Annotated in this window: 17 protein-coding genes; 1 reads left to right on the forward strand and 16 read right to left on the reverse strand. The window is 29.9% G+C overall.

The annotated features are described in order from the left end of the window. Window positions 1-231 precede the first annotated feature (231 nt). On the reverse strand, window positions 232-2244 hold the full coding sequence (locus BXU01_RS17960) for a M13 family metallopeptidase (RefSeq protein ID WP_083694440.1): 2013 nt from the start codon (window positions 2242-2244) through the stop codon (window positions 232-234). 341 nt (window positions 2245-2585) lie between these two features. Here BXU01_RS17960 and BXU01_RS17965 point away from each other — a divergent pair, with 341 nt between their 5' ends. Continuing rightward, complete coding sequence (locus tag BXU01_RS17965; RefSeq protein ID WP_083694441.1) at window positions 2586-4139, forward strand: S41 family peptidase; 1554 nt, start codon at window positions 2586-2588, stop codon at window positions 4137-4139. Between the two features lie 392 nt (window positions 4140-4531). Here the strand turns inward: BXU01_RS17965 and BXU01_RS17970 are convergent, their stop codons facing one another. From BXU01_RS17970 to BXU01_RS18045, 15 genes are all read right to left on the reverse strand, one after another. Next, a complete protein-coding gene (locus tag BXU01_RS17970) occupies window positions 4532-5317 on the reverse strand; it encodes a hypothetical protein (protein WP_083694442.1) in 786 nt (261 codons plus the stop codon). Between the two features lie 303 nt (window positions 5318-5620). Beyond that, window positions 5621-6295, reverse strand: a complete 675-nt coding sequence (locus BXU01_RS17975; protein WP_123774102.1) for a hypothetical protein — start codon at window positions 6293-6295, stop codon at window positions 5621-5623. 48 nt (window positions 6296-6343) lie between these two features. Continuing rightward, window positions 6344-7576: a hypothetical protein gene (locus BXU01_RS17980; RefSeq protein ID WP_083694444.1), complete on the reverse strand. Its 1233-nt coding sequence runs from the start codon at window positions 7574-7576 to the stop codon at window positions 6344-6346. 69 nt (window positions 7577-7645) lie between these two features. Next, entirely contained in the window at window positions 7646-8875 is a 1230-nt protein-coding gene (locus BXU01_RS17985; RefSeq protein WP_083694445.1) for a hypothetical protein, read from the reverse strand. Continuing rightward, entirely contained in the window at window positions 8872-13101 is a 4230-nt protein-coding gene (locus BXU01_RS17990) for a CHAP domain-containing protein (protein ID WP_083694447.1), read from the reverse strand. Before BXU01_RS17990 ends, BXU01_RS17985 begins: the two co-directional genes overlap by 4 nt. A 1-nt stretch (window position 13102) precedes the next feature. Further along, window positions 13103-13894 (reverse strand): hypothetical protein, encoded by a 792-nt coding sequence (locus BXU01_RS17995; protein ID WP_083694450.1) that lies wholly within the window; start codon window positions 13892-13894, stop codon window positions 13103-13105. Window positions 13895-13973: 79 nt separating this feature from the next. Next, complete coding sequence (locus BXU01_RS18000; RefSeq protein ID WP_123774104.1) at window positions 13974-14375, reverse strand: hypothetical protein; 402 nt, start codon at window positions 14373-14375, stop codon at window positions 13974-13976. An 864-nt stretch (window positions 14376-15239) separates the two neighbouring features. Further along, entirely contained in the window at window positions 15240-15707 is a 468-nt protein-coding gene (locus BXU01_RS18010) for a hypothetical protein (RefSeq protein ID WP_083694458.1), read from the reverse strand. A 197-nt stretch (window positions 15708-15904) separates the two neighbouring features. After that, window positions 15905-16426: a hypothetical protein gene (locus BXU01_RS18015; protein ID WP_083694460.1), complete on the reverse strand. Its 522-nt coding sequence runs from the start codon at window positions 16424-16426 to the stop codon at window positions 15905-15907. 35 nt (window positions 16427-16461) lie between these two features. After that, the gene (locus BXU01_RS18020) at window positions 16462-17025 is read right to left on the reverse strand and encodes a hypothetical protein (protein WP_255373797.1); all 564 of its coding nucleotides are present in this window, start codon (window positions 17023-17025) and stop codon (window positions 16462-16464) included. A 9-nt stretch (window positions 17026-17034) separates the two neighbouring features. Then, window positions 17035-17949: a hypothetical protein gene (locus BXU01_RS18025; protein WP_083694463.1), complete on the reverse strand. Its 915-nt coding sequence runs from the start codon at window positions 17947-17949 to the stop codon at window positions 17035-17037. Next, a complete protein-coding gene (locus BXU01_RS18030; protein WP_083694465.1) occupies window positions 17946-20498 on the reverse strand; it encodes a hypothetical protein in 2553 nt (850 codons plus the stop codon). Before BXU01_RS18030 ends, BXU01_RS18025 begins: the two co-directional genes overlap by 4 nt. Window positions 20499-20507: 9 nt before the next feature. Further along, on the reverse strand, window positions 20508-20996 hold the full coding sequence (locus tag BXU01_RS18035) for a DUF4280 domain-containing protein (RefSeq protein WP_083694468.1): 489 nt from the start codon (window positions 20994-20996) through the stop codon (window positions 20508-20510). A gap of 30 nt (window positions 20997-21026) precedes the next feature. After that, the gene (locus BXU01_RS18040) at window positions 21027-22076 is read right to left on the reverse strand and encodes a hypothetical protein (RefSeq protein ID WP_083694471.1); all 1050 of its coding nucleotides are present in this window, start codon (window positions 22074-22076) and stop codon (window positions 21027-21029) included. Window positions 22077-22352: 276 nt separating this feature from the next. Then, the gene (locus tag BXU01_RS18045; protein ID WP_255373798.1) at window positions 22353-23372 is read right to left on the reverse strand and encodes a DUF2931 family protein; all 1020 of its coding nucleotides are present in this window, start codon (window positions 23370-23372) and stop codon (window positions 22353-22355) included. Window positions 23373-23401 lie beyond the last annotated feature (29 nt).

Raw genomic sequence — 23401 nt, forward strand, 5'->3', positions numbered from 1 at the left:
AAAAACCACACAAAACTATCTAAATTTGGGTAAATATGTGTAATTAATTTCATACAATTATTTATTTTCAAATATAGAGTTTTTTCATTATAAATCATCAAAATGACTTTCAATTTGATTGATCCCTTTATTTTTTATATGAGTAGCTATTCAAACAAAAAAAGAAAAAAATGCGCAAATACCACAGAGATATTTGCGCAGCTTTTTATAGTCACACTTCGAAGAGCGAAATTACCAAATAGTTATTCTGTCTTTCTTCGGTAAAAACATTTTATCACCAGGTTTTACATTAAATGCGTCGTAAAAAGGAGTAGTATTCATTAGAGGACCATTAACACGCCAGTTTGGTGGAGAATGCGGATTATTGTTAATCCACAAACGCAGGAACTCGTCTTTCATTTTTACTCTCCATATTTTAGCTATAGAAATAAAGAAGCGCTGGTCCGGAGTAAAACCGTCAATTTTTGTGTTTCCTTTCCCTTGCTCGGTCATTTTAAAAGCGTCGTAAGCAACTGCTATTCCGGCAATATCCGCCGTATTTTCGCCAACTGTCATTGCACCATTAATGTGGAGATTGTCTAAAACGGTATAGGTGCTGTATAAATTGATAACCTGTTGTATTCTTGATTTAAACTGTGCGTAATCTTCTTTTGTCCACCAGTTTTTCAGGTTACCATCTTTGTCATATTGAGCACCCTGATCATCAAAAGTATGAGTTATTTCGTGACCTATAACCATTCCGATACCTCCGTAGTTAAGTGCATCATCTGCATTATTATCAAAATATGGAGGTTGTAAAATACCTGCAGGAAAAACAATTTCATTTGCTGTAGGATTATTATATGCCGTAACTGTTGGGGTTGTAGTATACCATTCTGATCTATCAACTGATTTGTCTAATTTTGCCAATTGAAATTGATATGCAGCCGTAGAAGCCGAAACCATATTCTCAAAATACGTATTTCTGGCTATATGTACTTTACTATAGTCTCTCCATTTATCCGGATATCCTATTTTCTTGGTCATGGCGAACAATTTTTCTTTGGCCTTTTGTTTCGTTGCCGGACTCATCCATTCCAATTTATCAATTCTTTTTCCGTACGCTTTTTGCAGGTTATTCACCAGAACTAACATGCGTTTTTTGGCATCTTCCGAAAAATATTTCTTTACATACAATTCACCCAACGCTTCGCCTAAGAAAGTATCAACGACATTAGCCATTTTTTCGCCACGTGATTTTTGAACAGCCTGTCCAGAAAGCACTTTGGTATACTCAAATAAAGCATCTACAAAAGGTTTACTTAAATCATCTGCATATGTTTCTATAGAATTTGCTTTCAGGTAAATTTTCCAATTATTAATCGGGATGGTTTTCAAGAGCTTATTTAGTGCATCATAATAAGCAGGCTGACCTACATTAATAGAATCGGTTTTAGCACCTAAATTATTTAAAAAAGCAGTCCAGTTTATGTTGGGATGTCTTTTTGCAAGATCTGTCACAGCCGTTTTATTATAATTTGCCTGCACATCACGAAGTTCAACTTTTGTTTTATGTGCCTTGGCAAGTTGTTTGTCGATATCGTAAACCAAATTGGCATTTTTTTCAGCCTCACTGGCGTTGCTGCCGGTTTGTTGAAATAATGCAGTAAGGTATTTTTTATACGCTTTCTGTATGGCAACAGTTGATGAATCTGATTTGAAATAATAGTCCCTGTCAGGCAAACCAATTCCTGCCTGATAGATTTGAGCAATGTTCATACTGCTGTGTTTATCATCAGGTGAAACCCCAAAAGCTATAATAGAAAAATTGGAAACCTTTACTTGATTACCTACAAAGTTCATTAACGACGGTAAATCGCTAATGGCATCAATTTTGGCTAGCAAGGGTTTGACAGGTGTATAACCACGTTTTTCTATGGTTAAAGTATCCATACCTGATGCATACAAGTCTCCTACCTTCTGTTCTATAGTTCCAGCTGGATTCTTACTTTTCGAAATACTGTCTAATATTCCCTGCAGGCGCATTCGTTGTGGAAAATTCATAAACATATAGGCACCAACTCCGGCTTGAGATGGGGGTATTGATACAGAATCATACCATTTGCCATTTACATATTTAAAAAAATCATTTCCAGGCCGCAACGTGGAATCTATTCCAGTGATAGCAATATTTTTTTTTCCTTCATGTTTTGAGCACGCTGTAAAAGCTAAGAATGCAATGAAGAGCATTAATGAATTTTTCATAATCAAGATTATTTCTATTAAAATGAACTTAAAAACGTTTGAAGGCAGATATTTTAAAATGTATATACCTGACAACGGTAATTTTAGCAGAACAATATACGAATTCAGTTTTTAATTCTAAAATTTTTACAGAATTACTACTTCCAAAATCTTAAATGTAGCAATCTGGAATAACGTTCTATGACTACGGTGCCTTTAAGACTAAATTATTATAAATTTTATCTTATTTTTATCACAAGAATAGAGTTGAAAAATAAAGTAAAAATTTCAAAAAGAACAAAATATCATTATAATTAATTGAGATAAACTGAAAAATACTATAAACTATAGCTAATCTATTTATGAATACTAAAAATCTGATACCAATTTTTACATTATTATTTTTCTTGTGCTGTAAAATTCAGGCACAAGGATTTGATAAGAACCAGAAAGATAGTTTAATACTGTACAATAAAATGCTTTCGGAAAAACAGATGCATGAGGATCTTAAAATACTTCTTGCCATAAACGAAAAAGCAAATTCGGGCCTATACCAATACCGCTCTAAAAAACAAATAGACAGCATTTACAATACTACTATTAAAAGTATTAAAAAGCCTATGAGTGTTATCGGGTTTTACAAAACAATGCTTCAACTGGCAGATTATGAAGGAAGTGCACATAATTATACCATTCCTGATCTCGACTTAATGAATTTCCTGAATCGGCAAAAATCTTTTTTTCCTTATCCTCTTATGTATATTAACGGGCAAATTATTTTCGATGGTCAATCATCAGATATACCACCCGGTTCAAGAATAAGAAGCATAAACGGGGTAAGTGACGCACAATTGATGCGATCTTTTTATAAATATTATACAGCAGATGGTTATAACACTACACAAAAGTTATCATCCAGCGTAAATAAATCGTTTGGAATAAACTATCTGCTGGAATATGGTCTTAATAATGAATTCATTATAGAATATAATTCACCAAAATCTGAATCTCTTAAAAAAAAGATACTTCCTGCAGTAACGCTCAAGCAAAGGGAAACAAACCTTAAAAATAGATTTAGTGCTCCTGTTACTGATTTGATAGATTACAAAAAGCAAGCTCCTTACAGCTTTCGCATGCTTAATCCGGCTACAGGTTTATTAAATATAAGATGGTTTGGAATGGCATACGGATCAGACGATCCTAAGTTTGAAACTTATGTTCATTTTTTGGATAGCGTTTTTATAGGACTGGATAAAAACAAGGTTTCTAATCTAATCATTGATGTTAGAAATAATCCTGGCGGCAGCGACCCTACTTTTGAACAGCCTGTAATGTACCTCACCGATAAATCATTTAAAGAAAATGAAAAAGCTACCATAATCTTCGACCCCAAGTTGTTGCCTTTCGAGAACTATTTCTGGGGTGTTTCGACATCACAACGAATGGATAGTATTTCTAAAAAAATGGGAAAAGAATACCTAAAAGATGTGTATCCGGTTTTTAAAAACAATATAAGTGTGCAAAACCCAAAATACAATCCGGTTTATCACCCTAAATTGCCAATGTTTAAAGGGAACGTTTATCTTTTGATTAACGAAAATGTAGCATCAGCTGCTTCACATTTTGCCTCTTTGGTAAAAGGATATGTTCAAAATGTTACCATTGTTGGTGTAGAAACTGTTGGCGGTTACTATCGTCACAACGGACATTCACCACTGGTTTACGAACTTCCTAATTCGAAGATAAAAACACAATTTTCGATTGTAAATCTGGTACAGGATGCTCCAAAAAAGGATAATCAGCCAGAAGGTCATGGTATTATGCCGGACTATGAAGTATGGCCGTCTCTGGATGATTTTTTACAACATAAGGATACACAAATGGAATTTACACTTAAACTTATAAAAATGAAATAATTTGGATTTTCATACTTCGTCAAACTAATAGAAAGCTTCAGAGAAATCTGGAGCTTTATTTATTTGCATTTGATGAAACTCGTTGTTTAAATTCTTTTCCAGAGAACTGGTATATTCTTTCAAAAAGCAAATTACTTTTTCATTTCAATACACAAAAAAACTAGCATAACTGCGAGTCTTTGCTAAATTGTCTATTCTCCTTCAGGCTCGGAAAGAATTTCCGCACTATTGTTTTTCATATACTAGGTATCGGGTATAAAAAAACTTCACAAACTTTTTATATATTTCTTTTTTTATACTATCGTGACTATGAAAACATTCGCATTACATTTTTTTACTGGTTACCACTCATTCTTCAATCCTTTTCAATAATCAAAAAAAATTAGTCAAGCCTAATTGTCCTCAGTATAATGATTGTTAATTTCACTTATTACTGTATAAACCTGATTAATATTATTCTCATTGTATCTTCTTGCCCAAAAACTATAAAACCAAACAATATCTCCATCCGCAAATTGTTTCCCAGAAATTAATCTTATTTCCTCAAGATTTAGTAAAAACTCATGTGACGTGAAAGGTTCTATTTTGGAATAAAAATTTTTTGCATCATCATCTGGACCATTTTGAAATTTCATTATTTTATATATTTCTTCTAATCTTTCTTTATAATCTGGACTTGAGTATATATCGTTATAACTTATTAATAGCCCCATAACAACTTTATCAAAGTCAAATGTTTTATAAGTACGACGAGTTATTAAACTATAAAATAAACTATGATGTTTCTCAAAAATATCAATAATTAAATCTGGATCCTTTTTAAGATTATTAACAAAATTTACAGAGAAAGATTTATTAAATCCTTTAAAACTCTCAAAATATGATTTTATATAGTATCTTTTCTCATCAAAATTTTCACCTTGTTCAAGGTAATCTAGTCCATCTTTAATCTCTTTAACTATACTTTGCTCTTCATTTAAAGTATCTTCCTCATATCTAGTAACTTCTTCATAAGCAATAGCTGTGGGAGATTCAATTGAGTTCTCATTTTTGTTACTCAAATTATTTTTTTTGTTTTCTTTATTTGTTTCAAAAAGTTTAATTATTAGGTCTTTTTTGTAAATCGAAATTCCAATAATTAAAACAATTATTACCCCCATTATATTTCTACCTTTCATAAATTTTAATTTGCAATAATTAAATAATGTCTTTATAAATTTTAACCTTTCTTAAATTAGCCCCCTTATTTTAAAGTATGTTTTCTTCTTTAAGTCTAATATTTGTTTTCAGGAAAAAGTTTAGTTTTTTACCCATCATTTTTATCAATAATTTTATCATGATACTCTTAATATTTTTCATGTAGTCGATTATAATCCGGTAAATTATGGAAGTTATTACGTTCTATTTCTTTTTCTATAGATTCGTCTAAATCGAAAAACGCTATTCGTTGCATAAAAAAGCTTTGATTATTCTATGAGAAACTATTCTTTACATTCTATGGAATTTATATCTTTAAAATACAACAACTTACACTTAATCACAGAGGTATCTTTTAGTCCACCTTGATCCTTTCCTATTTGTTCTACGGAATATATAAGTTTGTTCATCTTAGAATTTTTAAATGCATAATAGATAATTGTCCAATCAGGCATTAATTGTTTTTTGTTATATGGCATTTTATGAGTTAAAAACTGATTTTCTAAAAACCAAACTTTGTACAATGCTTTTTTATCCAGTTTTGTTTGTAGTATATATTCTGAAATTTTTTGCTTGCTTCTTTCACCATTAATATCTAATTCAATCTCCTTAATGTTATTATTTGATATGAATTCTACATCTAAATTATAATTCCCGTTTGTTGAGATATTTTTATAGTAATCTAATTCGGAGAAAAAATAGTCTTTGTTTTTTGAAATTATTTTTTCAGTATTTAATGTCTCCGGGTTTAAGCAAATAGTAAGGCTGACTTTTGATTCGTTTGAATACATGCTTTCATCAAATACTTTTTCGACAGTGTACGAATATCTTTTTTCATCAAATTGCTGAATTAAATTATATTTCTCATCGTTCATATCTGTATGACATTGATATTTCAATTCATGTGTTTGGGAAAACATTTTTGTTGCTATGCATAAAAAAAAGATTAGTTTCTTCATGTTCTATATTTTATTTTTTTTTAAGATTATTAGATTAGATACGCATTTTTACCCTCCATTCTCATCAACAAGTGCATTTTGATATTCCTCTGATTTTTCATAAAGATTCTTGTAATCTGGTAAATTGTAGTAATTATTTCTTATTATTTCTTTTTTAACAGAATCGTCAATGTCGCGCATCCAAATTCGCTGCATAAAATAACTTTTGTCGTTATAATTTTTATCATAGCGATATTGCTCGCCAAAATAAACAAGATGAGCCAAAAGTTTTGCCCGATCTTGTAGCGGAAGTTCCTTTCTTATTTCTTTGTTGGTTAAAAGATACATGACGTATTCTTTTAAAGGCTCAAAATAATCAATATCATTAGACTTAATAATATCTTTTAAAACAGGGAAAATTTCTAAATTTAGCTTTACTGTTCCATCGCATTTTTTATTCCAAAATATCTTGTCTAATTCATTTGGGGTATTGCTGTCAACTTTTGTATTTTCTACTACCCATTTTAATAATTCTTTATCGTCATAATAACCAAAATTTGTTACCAACTTCTCCATAAAACTTTGATCATTTAACAGTAACCATTTAAAATAGGCACGGCTATCGTTAAACAAATACATGTTGCGGGCAACAATAGTTTGGATATTTTTTTTACGTTGATCTTTCAAATTAGGAATATCTTTCCAGTGAGGAATTTCAATTTCTAAATTATCTATACTTGATTTTCTTATTATTTTAGTATTTTCAATATTATTTAATTTAGAGTATTGTTTTTGGTAATCAATTAGTTCAGGTATATAATAAAATTTTAGAATTATTTTTCTCTGTTTTTCTATAAATATTCCGTCATAATCTATTTCATTATTATTATACATGACAAAATCTCTATCACATTTATCGAAAAAATTAACGTGTAAAAAAATTGATTTGGATTTAGGATCTATAATTCTTCCAAAAACATTTTTAACCTTTTTATTAAAATTATCTGTATCTAGCGCTTTAAAACCATTTAATTTCAATACTTCATCGGCTATTTGCAATGTAGCTTCTAATTCGTCTATTCCGAATTGAATTTTAGATAATCCTGCACCAGCTTCATCAATAGTCTGGGTGGTTCCTTGCTTAAGTTGCTTGACTAAAACTGTTTCTATAATAGTATCATTTATATTATCGTCACTTCCAATGTTACTAGTACGATCTTTTTTCACCTCTATTTTTGTTCCTTGAGCATAACAAACTACATAGAAATTAATAACTAGAACAATAATTATCTTTATTTTCATTTTATGATTTTAATGCATTACCAACTTAAAAATCCATTTTCCGCTAATAATTAACTCGACAGGATGTAACTACCCTCCATTCTCATCAACAAGTGCATTTTGATATTCCTCTGATTTTTCATAAAGATTTTTATAATCAGGTAAATTATAGTAATTATTTCTTATTATTTCTTTTTTAACAGAATCGTCAATGTCGCGCATCCAAATTCGCTGCATAAAATAACTTTTGTCGTTATAATTTTTATCATAGCGATATTGTTCGCCAAAATAAACAAGATGTGCTAGTAATTTTGATCTGTCTTGCAATGAAAGTTCGTTCCTTTTATCTTTATCCTCAAGCAAATACATTACATATGATTTTAATGTTTCAAAATAATTAGCATCTCCTGGTTTTATAATTTCTTTTAAAACAGGAAAAATTTCTAAATTTAATTTTGCAGTTCTATCGCATTTTTTATTCCAAAATATCTTGTCTAATTCTTTTGGGTTATTGCTGTCAAATTTTATATTTTCTACTACCCATTTCAACAATTCTTTATCGTCATAATAGCCAAAAGTAGTCACTAAATTTCTCATGAAGTTTTCGTCATTTAAGATTAGCCATTTAAAATGAGCTCTACTATCGTTGAATAAATACATGTTGCGAGCAACTAAAGTTTGAATATTTTTTCTACGTTGTCCAGCTAGGTCTTTGACGTCTTTCCATCTAGTCACATAAACATTATCACCATTCTTATCTTTAAACTTTGTGTTTATTTTTTTTTCAATATCTATAATAGGAGGATAAAGTTCTTCATAGTCTGTTATCTCAGCAATAAATAGTTGGTCAACAATTAACTTTTTTGTTTTTGAAATAAAAATATTAGGTCTAAAACCATCCGAATCTGCAAATGATGACACTCCTTTACAAATATCAAAAGTGTTTATATAAAATAAATTTTTATTATTATGAAGTTTATTAAATATTTTGTTTATGCGCTTATTGAAATTTTCTTCTGTTGGTGCTATATACCCATTACTTAATAAAATTTTCGAAGATTCGTCCTCTAACACTTCAATATCATCTACACTAAATTCATAATACTTTATATCTGTTACATCATTTGAAACTGAGTTTCCAAACTGTATTTGTCTAGTTAATACTTTATCCATCTTGTCAATTATTGAATCTTTATTTTTAATATTAGTCGCTGTTCTTTCTATATTATTTTTTATTTTTTCATTCTCCTCTTTTCGTTGTGAGTTACAAGAAGTAGTAAAATAAAAAATTATAATAATCATCATGATTTTTGTTTTCATTGGTGTGTATCTGAAGAAGTTAATGAATCAGTTATGTTTTCCGAAGTTAAATTATAAAGTTCTGTATAATCTGAAAAACTTGAAGGATAGGTAAAACACTTTATTTCTGAGAGTTTTGCTGATGATAAAGTTATACCACTGCCTATTTTAACACCATTTTCCTTTACACTTTGATTTCCACCTAAAACTGCAATTCTCCCTACACTTGTTTTTCCAATAACAAAAGCTACGTGTTCACCTCCATTTTCCCACTTTATCAAAGCTATTGCCCCATAAGCTGGTGTATTATTTTTAGTTTGACTTCCTTCTTCCCAATAATGATCAGTAGCATATATCGCTTTTGGAGCGAAAGCTCTTGCTCTTATGGTTCCTAATCCAGATGGGGGTGGATATTTAAAAGTCCCTTTTGTTAAACACCAAGTTACGAATGCAGCACACCAATTTTCAGTAAATTTTCCTGTTGTATAATTAGCATTATCGAAATAAGTTTCTACTTGACCTTTTAAAGGAATTAAATTGTTATTTAAACCTTTATATTTTTCATATTCTTTCCATGCTACATCCATCCATGGAATTTTTCCTGATAATTCAGGAATTACCCCACCATTCTCACAAACATTTTTATTATACTTGAACCAAGTTTTTATTTTTTGCAAATTTTCTTTTCTTCTATCTAAATGTAGTGTTGCTGGATAATCGCTTGTACTTGCTGGGGCATATCCCTGTAGTAAACGGCAGATTAAGAAGAAATAATCTTCTTCATTTTCTTTCATTAACAAGGCGATATCATTTAAATTCTTTGACAATCCTTTAGCAAATTTATTTCTTTTCCACTCAAAAGCTTTCATTTTTGCTTCATATTCAGCTTGATCTTTATCTTTATTGTTTTTTGGCCTTGGTTCCCATTTAAGTGCTTTAATATGATTCCACACAAAGCCCCCGCTATCTACTGATAAAAATAGTTTTTGAGACACTAAATTTGGATTTTCAATAATGTTATATGCATTCCCTATTTTGTTCTGATAATCTGAATAGATTACAGGATCCCTTCCGTCTCCTGTTAACTGTAAAATCCCTCTTCCTTTATAAAAATATTGGCTTGAATTTGTATCTCCTTCGATTTCCCCAGTGGTTTGAAAGAATCCAGTTTCAACACTTGTCATTGCTAAAAATGCAATTTTCTGAATACATTCATTAATGTTGTATTTACGAAACATTGCATTAAGCTGAAATGTTAATGATTTATAACTTTTGTCATCTATGTTGCAATTTTCGCCACCCCAAATAGTCTCTCTGCCATTTATTGTTTTTACCAGAGCTCGTAAGTCTTCCTCCGTTAAGTCCTTATTACAATAACAACTTTTCCCTTTTATAAGCTCAGCCATTTCTAAATCTACCACTACAGGAACCGTACAATTATCTATAGCTTCCTCAGTTAAAATACTTTTTTCTACTATTAAAGCTGTGTTTTTAAAACAAATGAGTTGTTTTCTTAAGGCTATTTTTTCTTCTTTAGTAAAAGAATTTTTGTCTTGCTTGGTGGCTTTTATACCTATCGTTTTCATATCAGGACTTCGTACCAAGCTTGCGTTTGCATAAGGGATTGCAGCCAATTGATCATCTTCAAAAATATAAACTTCTTTTTTGTCGTCGTTTGGGTCTTTTACTTTTCGGCTTACTTGTATACTAAAACGTACAGGGTTTACTTCCGCATCTGTCAGGTATTTCTCTTCGGCTGTAAAAGGGAGTTCTAATAACCCGTCACTACCCACTTTTTCTTTATATTCCTGAATGCTTTGTAAAGCTGTTATGATTCCGTTTTTTTCTTCCATACAATCAGAATTCACTAAGCTCATAACATCAACTCTTAGTTCTTCTTCCTGCATATTTACAGTATGCACCCATATTTTGTGGCTTTTGCCATGATGCGTAAGGGTTTGCTGTACGCCTTTACCGTCTTCTTTAGCAAAAAATATTGATTTTATTTTTTTCTCGTTGGTTACTGCAAGTTCTTCATTACTGTCTAGTACTTCAATAAATTTTGTCCCCACTACTGGTTTGCCGTTTTTTATAGCCATATCATTGGGCAAGGTGATTGCTCCTTGGCTTCCAGTTGGCATTTCTACGGTAAAAATCAAACTTACATTTGGGTTTGGTGTTTCGGTTGTTGCCGGTACCGCTTTTTTTATTTTATCTTTATACTTGTCGTCAGTAATAATTTTAAATGAGCCAATACCTTTGTCGTTAAGAGTTATCTTTTTTTCTTCGAGCATGTATGTTGCCGGTTCCAAATAAAAAGAGTCCCTTGCTCCTCTTACCCAAACTTTTATGGTGATCGATTGATTCTCTAATCCTGCAATTTCTACAAAGGCATGGGTTTCTTCTTTATAGCCTGTTTCGGTGCGTTTATAACCTGTACCATATGCCCATAAAGCACGTTTTAATTCTGGCGTAGCTACTTTTATTTTTGTTTTTACTCTTGTATCAAGGGTTTCTTCTCCTGTAAGGTAGGCAGCTATCTCAAACTCTCCTTCACTATTAAAAGTAATTGTTCCGTCATGATTGTCTACTACATCATTTGGCAATTCTAAATTTATTTTTTCATCGCCAATCAGTGGCATAATTCGGGCTGCGGTTTCAAGTTTTACTTTAGCGCCTTTGGGTATCGATTTTGGCAAAGTAACTTTGTCTATAGAATTTCTGATTACCTCAAAGAAAAAGCTGTCTGATGCATTAAATCCAGGTCGGTTGGTTGGCTTTCCGTATCCTTCTATAGCATATTTACCAAAGTAATTATTGCCTCCATGAGCATCATAATAGAGTATTTGGTTGATAGGTTTATTGATACTTTTTTCTTTAGAAATGGCAGCGTTTTCAAAAGCTGTTAATCGTATGCCGTCTTTTTGCAAATACCATTGCATTTTGGTATTATTAGTGGGTAAAAATTCAACATTAAACTTGCTAACTTCTACTTTTAGGCTCTCATTATATCGCAACAGTTGGTTGCAGGTTCCTTTTACAGTATTTACCCCTAAAGATTCTAAAACATTTAAGGTTATTTTTATTGGGCTCGTATCATTGGGCGATGTGTAGGCCTCAACTTGATATTCATCAGGGTTTTTGAAGGTAAAAATACCTAGTACCCCCGTTTTTGTCTCTACTTTAATTAGATTAGATTCACTGCTAATCTGGCTATTAAAAATCACTACATTCTTACAAGTCACTCTCCAACTAGCAATTGGAGACGTTTCATAAACAGGATTTAATGATGCTGGATTAAGTATTTTTTGTTTTTCTACTAAGGAACTTGCTTTAAATTTTAAAGTTAAAGGAATCGGTGTGTTTTTTAGCAGGGTTTTACCCGGTGTCGTAATTCCTTCGACATGGTCTTTTATATATTCAATAAGTATGGCACAATCTTTATATCCGGCACGGTTTGCATAAGCTTCAATTCGATAGACACCTTCGTCCAGATCTTTAAAAAGCTTATCTAATGTAAATACAATGTTGGCTCCAATACCCACAAAAGTTTTCACTTTATCTTTAACTTCATCGCCTTTAAACAATGCCCAAGTTATTTTTGTTGGATCTCCTTTGTAGATTGCTTTTAATTGAAGTTTAGCTTCTGCAACTGGCATTGTCAAAGGCCAAATATTTGTGTTTTTTGCTTTTTCTATAAAATAATATTTCCCCGTTGGTTTTTCTGCAAACGGAACAACAATGTTGATTTCAGACACCGAATCTTCTTTAGTAGGATCTGCGGTTTCCCACTGGGCAGAGGTATTTTCAACTGTAAAAGCGTCTGCTTCTTTTACATCAATTGTGTTTACTGCTTTTTTTTGTCCGGTCGTTGCAAATTCAATGGTACCAGGTACACCATAGCCTGGGCAGGTACCTGTAGAGATATCCAGCAGTACTTTCATACTTTTATCAAAGTCTACATTTTTATAAAAGTCTTTGTATTTTATGCTGCATTGTCCTTTGCAGGGTTTTGTTTTTTTATCCGGCAGGTAACAATCACCAAAACCCGCTCCGTTATTAAAACTATCTGATGTATCATCAAGGTTGGTGGCAATGGGCAGTTCCTGAGCAAAATACTTGTTTGCTTTTAATTTTTTAATCTGACTTTTAACGGCTAATGGCACTGCAGTAGCCTTGCTATTATTTTTAACAGAATTAGAGCAAAAGCATTTAGCTCCTTCTACTATTATTTCTCCTTTTGCCATATTATTTAGAATTAATTTCTCTCTTTATATTTAAAAATGTTTCTTCTTTATACTGAAATAAAGTGTCTGTTTGAATTTCAAAAAGGGCACTTTTATATTTTATCTTTTTATGTGACGCATCTAAAGCTGTAATTACTTCTAGGTTTGTTACATAGTCCTTTTGATTGTCTTTATTGTTTGTTATAAAATTTATCATTTCGGTACATTTTTCATTTAAGACTTCCTGAGATTCAAAACACAATAATGATTCACCGGCATTTGATATAACAAATTTTGTTTTTCCAACACATTCTAAATTTCCAATAGATTTTATATTCCAACTAATTGCTGTATTCCTGGATTGCTCCTCATCTACTTCTGGATTAAAAAAAATCAAGTTCCAAAAAGGCTCTTTAAACTTATTCTGGGTAAACGTTTTTTCATCATATACATTTAGATTAAATCTTTCTAATATATCCTGAGCATTTTTGTTACCGTCATATTCTTCCATTAGAATAGCAGTGTTTTCTTCCCATCTTTCAAGCCATTCTTTATATTCTATGAACTTAACAAATTTTCCTTCACTTGTTGTCTGAATTTTAATTGGATAGGTAAGCTGCTCTAAATTTTCCAGAAAGGTTAAATAGGTATTTTCATGACCCGGGTTATTAATAACTTTTGTCTTGCTAATTTCGTATGTATTAAAATTTGATTTTTTTTCTAAAGCAAGAAATTCAACATTAAAAGAAGTTTGAATTTCTTTTGCAATATCATTAACTATTGTATTTATTTTATGTGTTATTTCAAAAGTCATTTCTTATGAGTTGTTTTCTTGAGTAAATATTTCTAATTGGGTAATAATCAAATCTTCATTCTAACCTAAATTATCCTTTTCATTTTTTATTGTTCTCTGTTTCATCCAAAACGATTTTATTATTTTTATATATAACATAATTTGTACTTTGACTATCATGATATATCATTGCAAATAAATATTCATTTCTATTATAAAATAAAGGATTATCCCAATCACGAATTCCTCCTTCTTCAAAATTCGATGTATTACTTCCTACAAAAGAGGAATACTTTACATTCGATACATGTGAGTAGAAACAACATCGATACTCTTCATACTTTTGAATCGTATCATTTTTTAAAGTTGTTTTATAAAAATCTTTAATTTTTAGTATTGCTTCCTCGATTGAATATGATTCATGGTCATACACTTCAAAGTAATCAACTTTAGATTTTGAGCCTGTGATAATTTCTACGTTAGGTATTTCTTTTATTTCCATTTTATTTTTTCTATTTGAACACGAAATGATGAAAAACAAAAAAAGAAAAACAATTATTTTCTTCATATTTATAATTTTCTGTAAGTGTTGTAAATGGTCCAAGCAGCAAAAATTTGTTATATAAGGCTTATCATTAATCAAAAAAGTCCAAAATGAATAATTGAATTCTTGCTAGTAGGTAAAATGGCATATGCATATTTCTCAATTTTTTTTTCTTTTGTTAATAATAGATCACCCCTTAATATAGTTTTTTCTAAAAAAAAGGAATGTCACAATTATCGTTACCAGACTAAATACAACTACATCAACTAAATGAACAATAACAAAATACCCGAAGTAAAGAGTTAATAAATTGAAGAGATTATTAAAATTAAATAAAGCATACTCTTCAAATAATGTTTCAATAGTAAATAGAAAATATCCAAAGACAATTGTCAATGCCACTAAAAGAAACATTTTTTTTACACTTATCTTTAGATGCAATTTCAAATAAGACAGACAGATACAATAAAATATAGACACAAAAAAGATAGCGATAATATACCGAATTAAACAGGGAGTCAAAAAACTTGAAGCATATTCAAAATTTAGAATTTTATAATAATAAAATGTTTTACTACTTTCTTCTACATCATCAGCCAAACAATCTGTTACATGCAATTTGTCATAAAATAAGATTAGAGTTAAAAAATTAGACAATAACAATAAAAAAGAAAATTGAAAAACACTTCTTGTTTTTTTGATTACAAACGCTCTCATAGTTTAAAATTATAAATGTATATCTGAAATTTCCTCTTTGATTATAAATACTCCAAAGACTGATCCCCATTAATCAAATCTTAATTCTAAACTAAATTATCCTTCTCATTTTTTATTGTTCTCTCTTTCATCTAAAACGATTTTATTATTTTTATATAGAACATAATTTGTACTTTGACTATCATGATATATCATTGCAAATAAATATTCATTCCTATTATAAAATAAAGGATTATCCCAATCACGAATTCCTCCTTCTTCAAAATTTGATGTATTGTTTCCTATAAAAGAAGAATACTTTACATTCGATGCATGTGTGTAGAAACAACATCTATACTCTTCATACTTTTGAATTGTATCATTTCTTAAAGTTGTTTTATAAAAATCTTTAATTTTTAGCATCGCTTCCTCGATTGAATATGATTCATAATCATACACTTCAAAGTAATCAACTTTAGATTTTGAGCCTGTGATAATTTCTACATTAGGTATTTTTTTTATTTCTATTTTATTTTTTCTATTTGAACAAGAAATGATGAAAAATAAAAAGATTAAAACAATTATTTTCTTCATATCTATTCTGTATTTTTTTAATTTAATGCCCTTAATCCCTTGAAATTGTAAATCCTGTAATTAGATTCTATGATTATTTCTTGCCCTTTCAACATTTGAGGAATTAGATATTATTTTTGTCATTGACAAATAATTTTTAGTCTTGTTTGTGGTAATTACCAGCAAATTTTTATTGATAATACGGTTATCTGTTTTGATTAAAAAAAACTTATTTTGTTCATTTTTTCATCATTATGAATCGCTTCATAGGGAATATTAACTTTGTCAAAATATATAATTTTTATAAAATCCTTTTCTTTAATCTTTCTGTAATCTTCCTGTTCTACATAAATTCTTTTCTTTTCGTTATTAAAAGTATTTATTAAAAATATCTTGAAATATTCTGAATTAGAAGATGTATCATATGTATAAGTGAGGATATCCTTATTTTGAACTTTAAATTCAGCCTCTATACGGTCAATATTACAGGTATTGATTTTTATATTCAATGAAACAATGCTATATATTGAGTTTATAATAAGATAACCTATAATTATTGAAATAAGTGTCAATACAATTTTTACTAGCAAATAATCTATCCAATTTACGGATAAGCAGTAAAGAAAAATAAAAAGGAAAAGTGAAAAAACTGCAATAATAAAAAGTGAACTTTTTACTTTTTTATTAAATATTTTACTGATAAATTCTATTTCCTCTTTTGTTATTTTTCTTTTATACATTTCAAAAATTTAAAAGTTTCGTCACAATTATTTTCTTATATAGGTAAATTCCATTTTTTTACAGAAAAAAAGCGTGTATATTTCAATTCTTGATTATTACAAACAGCTTTTATACTAATATCTACTATCTCGAAGTATGTAATAGTTATTACTTCATTTTCTTTTACTTTTTTATAATCCTCCTCACTTATATAAATTCCTTTTTTTTGATCGTCTTTATTTATTAAAAACAATCTAAAATAATTACTATCTGAAGCGGAATCTGAAGTATATGTATATTTATCTTTTCTTTGGATGCTAAAATCTTCTGTTATTTTATATATTTTTTGATTCGTAATCCTTTTATTTATTATGATTTTTCCATATAAAAAATTTAGAATCACTAATCCTAAAATAGAAATAATGTATATAGATAATAAATTATCTAAATCCATGTGGAATATAAATAAGTTAATAAAAAAGATTAAAAAATAAATAGGTAACAATATGACAGTTAAAATAAAAGGCATTATAATTAATGATTTCCATAAACTTTTATTGAACGCTTTTTTTACAAGAATAACTTCCTCTGCCTTAATTTTCTCTTTAAGCATATTCATAATATGTAGTTAAAATACTTCTAGTTCTTTTTGATCTTTTGGAAGGTAAAATAAATAATTAAAAGATCCTTCTCCATCACGTTTTCCTTCTATAAGTGGGGGAACAGTATATCTAAAGAGGTATTGATTACCATCCTCGTCTTTGGTTTTACTAACAAACCTTACTAACTTGCCATTAGCATACAACTTTATTTCATAATTATCCAAAGGATATATTTTTTTAATTTGAGAAAGATCCAAATCATTAAGTAATTTGTCAATTTCTTTTCTTGACATATACTCAACATCCGATTGGACTTTAAGACTTCCTTTCATTAATTCAAAATATTTTTTTGAATCTTTAGTTTCCAATATATGGTAAAAATTATTTACTGTTTGTTTTAATAAATCAGATTGTTTAGATAAATCTTGTGCATCTTCTAAAATGTTTTTATAATCCCAAGGAACGTAGGCATTAAAAGGGATTTCTATTTCAAAATAGGGAAGTTTTTTATCTTTTATTTCTTGAGACAAATTAAATTTACCTGATTGAATATATTCTCCAAGCCCGTTGTTTTCATCAATAATATTGTTATAGCCCAGATCAAGAGATAAATCAATTTGTTCACTAAGTTTTAACTGATCATTAATTGGTGTCAATTTAATTTTTAAATTTTGTTTCCCACTTTTTAAAATATAAGGATTCAAAGGTATTTCATTTGTCATACCGCTTTTAACACTATAGCTTAACACGGGAATATCGTTAAGCAATAACTCAAAATTACAAGCTTGTATTTGTAATTTTACAGTATAATATGGTTTTACTGAATATGTATTTTTATTATCTAAAATTTCTTTTTTTATCAATTCCATATTGATTTTATTAGTTTGTGAATAAATTTTTAAAGGTATAAATAGTATTAAAAAATATATTATGTGTTTCATGATTCTATTATATATTTTTTACCTTTTACAAAATCATCTTTTCTGTCCAAAATATTATATGTGTCTTTATATTGTACTTGATTGTTTTTACCTTTTGCAGTTATAATACATACAATATTAATTCCCATAAAATCACATTTAGCTTCTACAAAAGTTCCTTTTTTATCATGTCCTATACTAGCTTTAGGCTTTATAGATGTAACAGCATATGCTTCCGCTTGAATCTCACCATCTACACTGAAAATAATAGCATTTAAATTTATTTTAACTTTCCCGGACAAAACTAATTTTATTCCAAGTTCACCATTTAAATTTAAATTAGAACCGCCTTTTTCGGCAAGTGCATATTCTAATTCTACGTTTACTTGTCCAAATATTGTGAGCATAAAATTTAATTCTGCCCCAGCAGCATTTAATGCTATCTCAATTGCTTTTACAGCCTGCCCAAAGGCAGGAACGTAGGAAACTGCAGCAATAATATCTAATGAAACATCACCTTTTAACAAGGGATTAAATCTTAAGGCAACCTTTCCATCAGTATAAACCTCATTTGTTTCATCTTTTATTGCAACTTGCCATTTACCTCCAACACTAATGGCAGGATAGTCAATTGTACCAATAATTGGTGATTTTAAAATTTTCCCAATTCCCTTTACAGCGCTCTTATGCCCGGAATTTATTTTATCAATATTGGTTAATGTATCTAAACCTTCTTTCAAGGACAAAAGCAGTTCTAAGAATTTTTTTATTTTCTGAGCATATTTATCTGCTAATTCTATTTCCTCACCTTTATTATATTCGGCTTTTAGGACTAACTGAAATTCTAAATCCATACCATTAGCTCTTTTCTCCATTCCATAGGTATTAATTCGTCCTGCTTTTTTAGCTTTTTCAAAAGAATCACTATGTCTGGATTGAGGTTTTTTCTCAACCTTTTCTTCATCGCTGTTTCTAGGGTAGTTTGGAAGATTTGTATGTGTATACTGTTCAGGTCCTTTCATACCAAATCTGAAATCAAGAGCCCACTTTACATCAGGATAAGCAATTATACTTATTCCTTTCTCATATCGGCAAGATAAGGCTCTTAGTTCTAAAGCATGTTTGTTATCGTCTCGTAAACTAACAGGCCAAATATATTCTAACATGTTAAAAGAGGTCTTCTCTATAAGATTATCATTACTAGGATGATAGTTAAATGCTGCTTTGAAATTTAATGTTTTGCCATTATTGTTCGTTATTTTGTAATTTTCAGGTGTTTTTAATATGTTTATAGAAGTTTTTTTGTGATCATTAGATTTTCCATCAAATCGACATTCTTCTGTATTAAGGTTCATTAATTCTATTGCATAATCTTTAAAGTGATCTGTATCTGCACAAATAATAGGTATGTTATATGCAAGAGGAGTAACCATATTATTTTCTTTAAAAACAATTCTGTTTTTTTCTTTTTCGGTTTCAGGAATTACTTTAAGCTCAATTTCAGTATACTTGCAATGATCAAAATGCGCCACATTGGTCTCAACATTCCCGACAATGAGTGGCATATTTGTGGCAGGAATTGGTTGCTGATCGAGTGAAATACTTTTTTCATCTTTACTCACTTGCAAATAACTTCTGCTAAAACCGGTAAAAAAAGTTCCTGTTTTTATAGATTTTATAATAGGAAATATTTTCAAATTTTCTCCCGCGGTCTTTATCCAGGCATTATCAAGTACTACCTCTATTTCTATTTTTTGAGCGTAATTTACTGGAGCATCATCTATGGTTAAAGTACCAGATATACCTTTTTTATTAATATCATTAGATTTTAATTTATAAACTTTTACTTCGCGAGTAAAAAAATCTTTTCCTGAAATTTTTAATTTATCATTAGGAGTAAATACATCGCTATCTGCCAAATGCACCTCGACTTCCTGACCATAAAGTCCGGCTGTATAAATATGTAATATAACCTTAGATCCAAAAGCTACTTTTGTGGTCTGATTGATAGTCTCATATCTCAAATCTGTCCATTCTGCACGAACAATCTCAGACACACCTTCTGCCTGCACATACATTCCGAAGGGATATGTTCCTTTTGGCTTATCTTGTTCATGCCATGCCTCGAGCCATGCCATACCTCCGCCTTCTAATAGTTTTGGAAATGAGATACTATCATGAATGCCTTTTTTAAAATCAACATTACGTGTTATTTTACTGGAATCTAATTCATTATAAACCAATTGCCAAGTCCAGTTTAAGTCGTCAAATTTCTTTAAACGTTCATTATATAGCTTTTGTTTTTCATTATATTTTTTAACATCGATATTATATTGTTTTACATCAACATCATAATTCCATCTTGCTGTTTCGCTTAGTTTACTATATTCTTCCTTAGATAATTCTGTTATAGATTTAGGGGCTATGGGTTTTTGTTTTTTTAAGTCCTCTATTTCCTTTATCGCTATATTAAAAGATCCTGCTTTTTTTAATACTAAACTGTTTAGTCTAGGATCATATTTTTGTCCTTCTTCTACCTTTTTTGGTATGATATGTACTTGCTTTTCCATCTAATTTGATTATAAATTATTAGGTATCTTTAAAATCTCATTTTCTGAATCATCTAAATCGAAGCCAGGAAATAACTCAGTTGTAACTTCAGGACTGGTATTTTTTACATTTTGTTTACTTAGTTCAGCCACCTGTCCGTGATTTTTAATGGTTATGCAATCAGGCCCTCCTATTGGGCAGGTAGCTTTACTGTCTTCAAGCAGTATTTTTCCTTGGTTTGAAAGGGTAACTTCTTGGTAAAAACCACTCCATTCTGTAATTACGGCCTGGCAAGGCTTGTAACTAGAACCCATGGGCTGCTTTTTGCATTTGCCAAAGGTGTTTGCTTCCAGGGTTTGCCCAATTTCTTTAGTGGTCGCAATAAGTTTTTTAGACCCATCTTTGTCATTGCCATAATGTTTAGAGTGCGTTTTTACCTGTAAAACATCAGTTTTAGGTGCTTCGCTAAACTTACATTGGCAAGTAGCTCCATGTACAACTACGTGTTTTTCTGCCATTTTTTTATTTTTTTAAATTCAAACAAAAATTTATAGTTGATATATTTCTACCTGAATTTTGTTGTTTTTTTTGTCGCTTATTTTGGTATTATAAGTTCCTATTATAGAAAATATGCTGTTATCAGAACTATTGAGTTTATATTGTACATCTCCCTCAGAATGTATGAATTGAATATTAGGACGGTCTTTTTCTAATACCGTTTTGTTTTGCAAAACTTCATCAAAACTTCTGTGGTCTGTCATTTTTCCTGCATGATTGATGATCACTTTACCGCTTCTAGTATAGAGGTCTTGCAGGGTTTGTGTTATTTCATATTCTACTAATCTCTTCGATAAAAAGGGTACTTTGGTTGTGTATTGAATTTCTTTTTTTTCAGGATAATAATTATATATAGGCTTAAAAAACAGATTGAAAAACCAATTATTTGATAATATTCCTAACAAGTCTTTTTCGTTATTAAAGTACAAGTCTGCTTTTTTTATAATAGCATCTGACTGCTCTTTTTTATAATATTGTGTTAGTTCTTCTTTATTAGCAAGCCAGCGTTCTTTGATTTCTTTATGGTTCGCAATTGCTTTTATTTCTCCAGCATGGCTAATTCGCAGCTCAATAGGAAACATATTTTGGGCAATTTTATCTAAAAGTTGTTCTACTGCAACATCAGGCATTTTATGGTTTACATATACTTGTTTGCGATTTATTTCTATAATTTTAAAATTAAAGTCATTTTCTTTATAAACCGCCTCTACCTCATAATGAATCTTGTTTTTTAGATGATCTCCCTCATAATTTTTAAGACTGTAACCATATTTTTTTGGAGTATAAAAGCTAGTAGAAAATATATTTCGTCCTGTTTCTCTTTTAACCTCTTTTTCAGGCGATTGTTCTTCTAATACATCAGAATAAACATAAATCTCCGTCAAGTGTTTAGGAAACTTGCTTCTTATTTTATCCCAGAATCCAGCTTTAGCATTGTGTACCTCTTTTAAGTATTCTGTCTGAATATTTAATTTTTTGGCAACACTCTCCAATGTATCTCCTTCTTGTATTGGATATTTTGTAAGATAAATTAGTTTCATTTTTTTGTTATAGTAGTTATGTCTTTCTTGATTTTTTTCAATCTTTCAGCATGGTATATTTAAATATTTAGAGACTACAATTTTTATAATATAGAATTTTTAAAAAAAATAAACATTCCATAAAAGGATAATAATAAAAGTATAGTTTCCAAGATATACTTCTCAATTCTCTCAATTTTCCTACTCCTAATATTCTAGCACAAATTTATCACACTGCATAATATCCCTATCAATAGAAAAAAGTCCATTATTTTCTCTCTTGTCAAAATAGTATAATTAATATGGTAACGTCTTTGTAAATGTTTCCTGCGAAACAATAGCTTCTGTCATATCGATTTCTGAAGTTGCTGTTTTTAGTTTTATCGTAATTCCCTTTGTTTCTCTTGGTTTTGTATTTCGATCAATTTCAATGATAAATTGTATTACTTCGTTAGGTTTGGTTTTTTCAAAAATTGCCATTGCCTTTTTTTCATCAAAAAACACATCGCTTTCCATGCGCCTGTCATTTATATCGTGCCAAACCACATTTAACTTTCTTGGTACAGCACGTTGCTGTATAGGCATAACATTCTTGTTTAAACTCAAAAAAATAGATTCAAATTCGCCATTGATATAATTAATTTCTAGTGTTTCTACTTTATCTTCGGTTTTCACAACAGGTGCTAAATGATATTTATTAAAAAGTTTTTCCCAGTACCCAAATGGTATTGTTCCATTTTTAATTTGATCTTTTATTTCTTGGGGTAAATCTTTAGTCATAACTCCAACCACTTTATCGATTCCATTTCTGTCTTTCATTATTTCATGTGCGATACCCCAGTCAACTTTTTCGTCTTCATGTGCCTGATAACGACCTACAATAGTCATGTTTGAAGGACTAAAAACGTATAAGACAACCATACCCCCGGGAAATAACCCTGCATTAATAGCGAAATTATAATCTTTAGCAATTCTTACTTTTTTTAATTCTTCGTCCCAAAGTGGTCTTTCGCTTCCGTTGATCATTAAAGATTCTATCTTCTCTGAATCAAGTTTAAAAATCCCAGAATAACTTTTGTTCTCCGTAAAAGACATCCAGGTAATGTCTAATGTTTTAGGAGATATTCCTGTTGCTTCTCCTGAGGATGAACCATCATTGTCACCTAAATAGCGACTATTAATTACTCTATTAAATGGCATATAGACGTAGTCGCTTTCAGGAGTATTTCCCACTATTAAATGTCCTGAAAAAATTTCAGCTGGATAATTTTTTGGAGTGCATACGAATGCATTCCAAGAATATTTTTTTTGTTTCATATTATTTTGGCAAGAGATTAGTGTAAAAT

It is taken from the genome of [Flexibacter] sp. ATCC 35103 (assembly GCF_001975985.1).
GTDB lineage: Bacteria > Bacteroidota > Bacteroidia > Flavobacteriales > Flavobacteriaceae > Flavobacterium.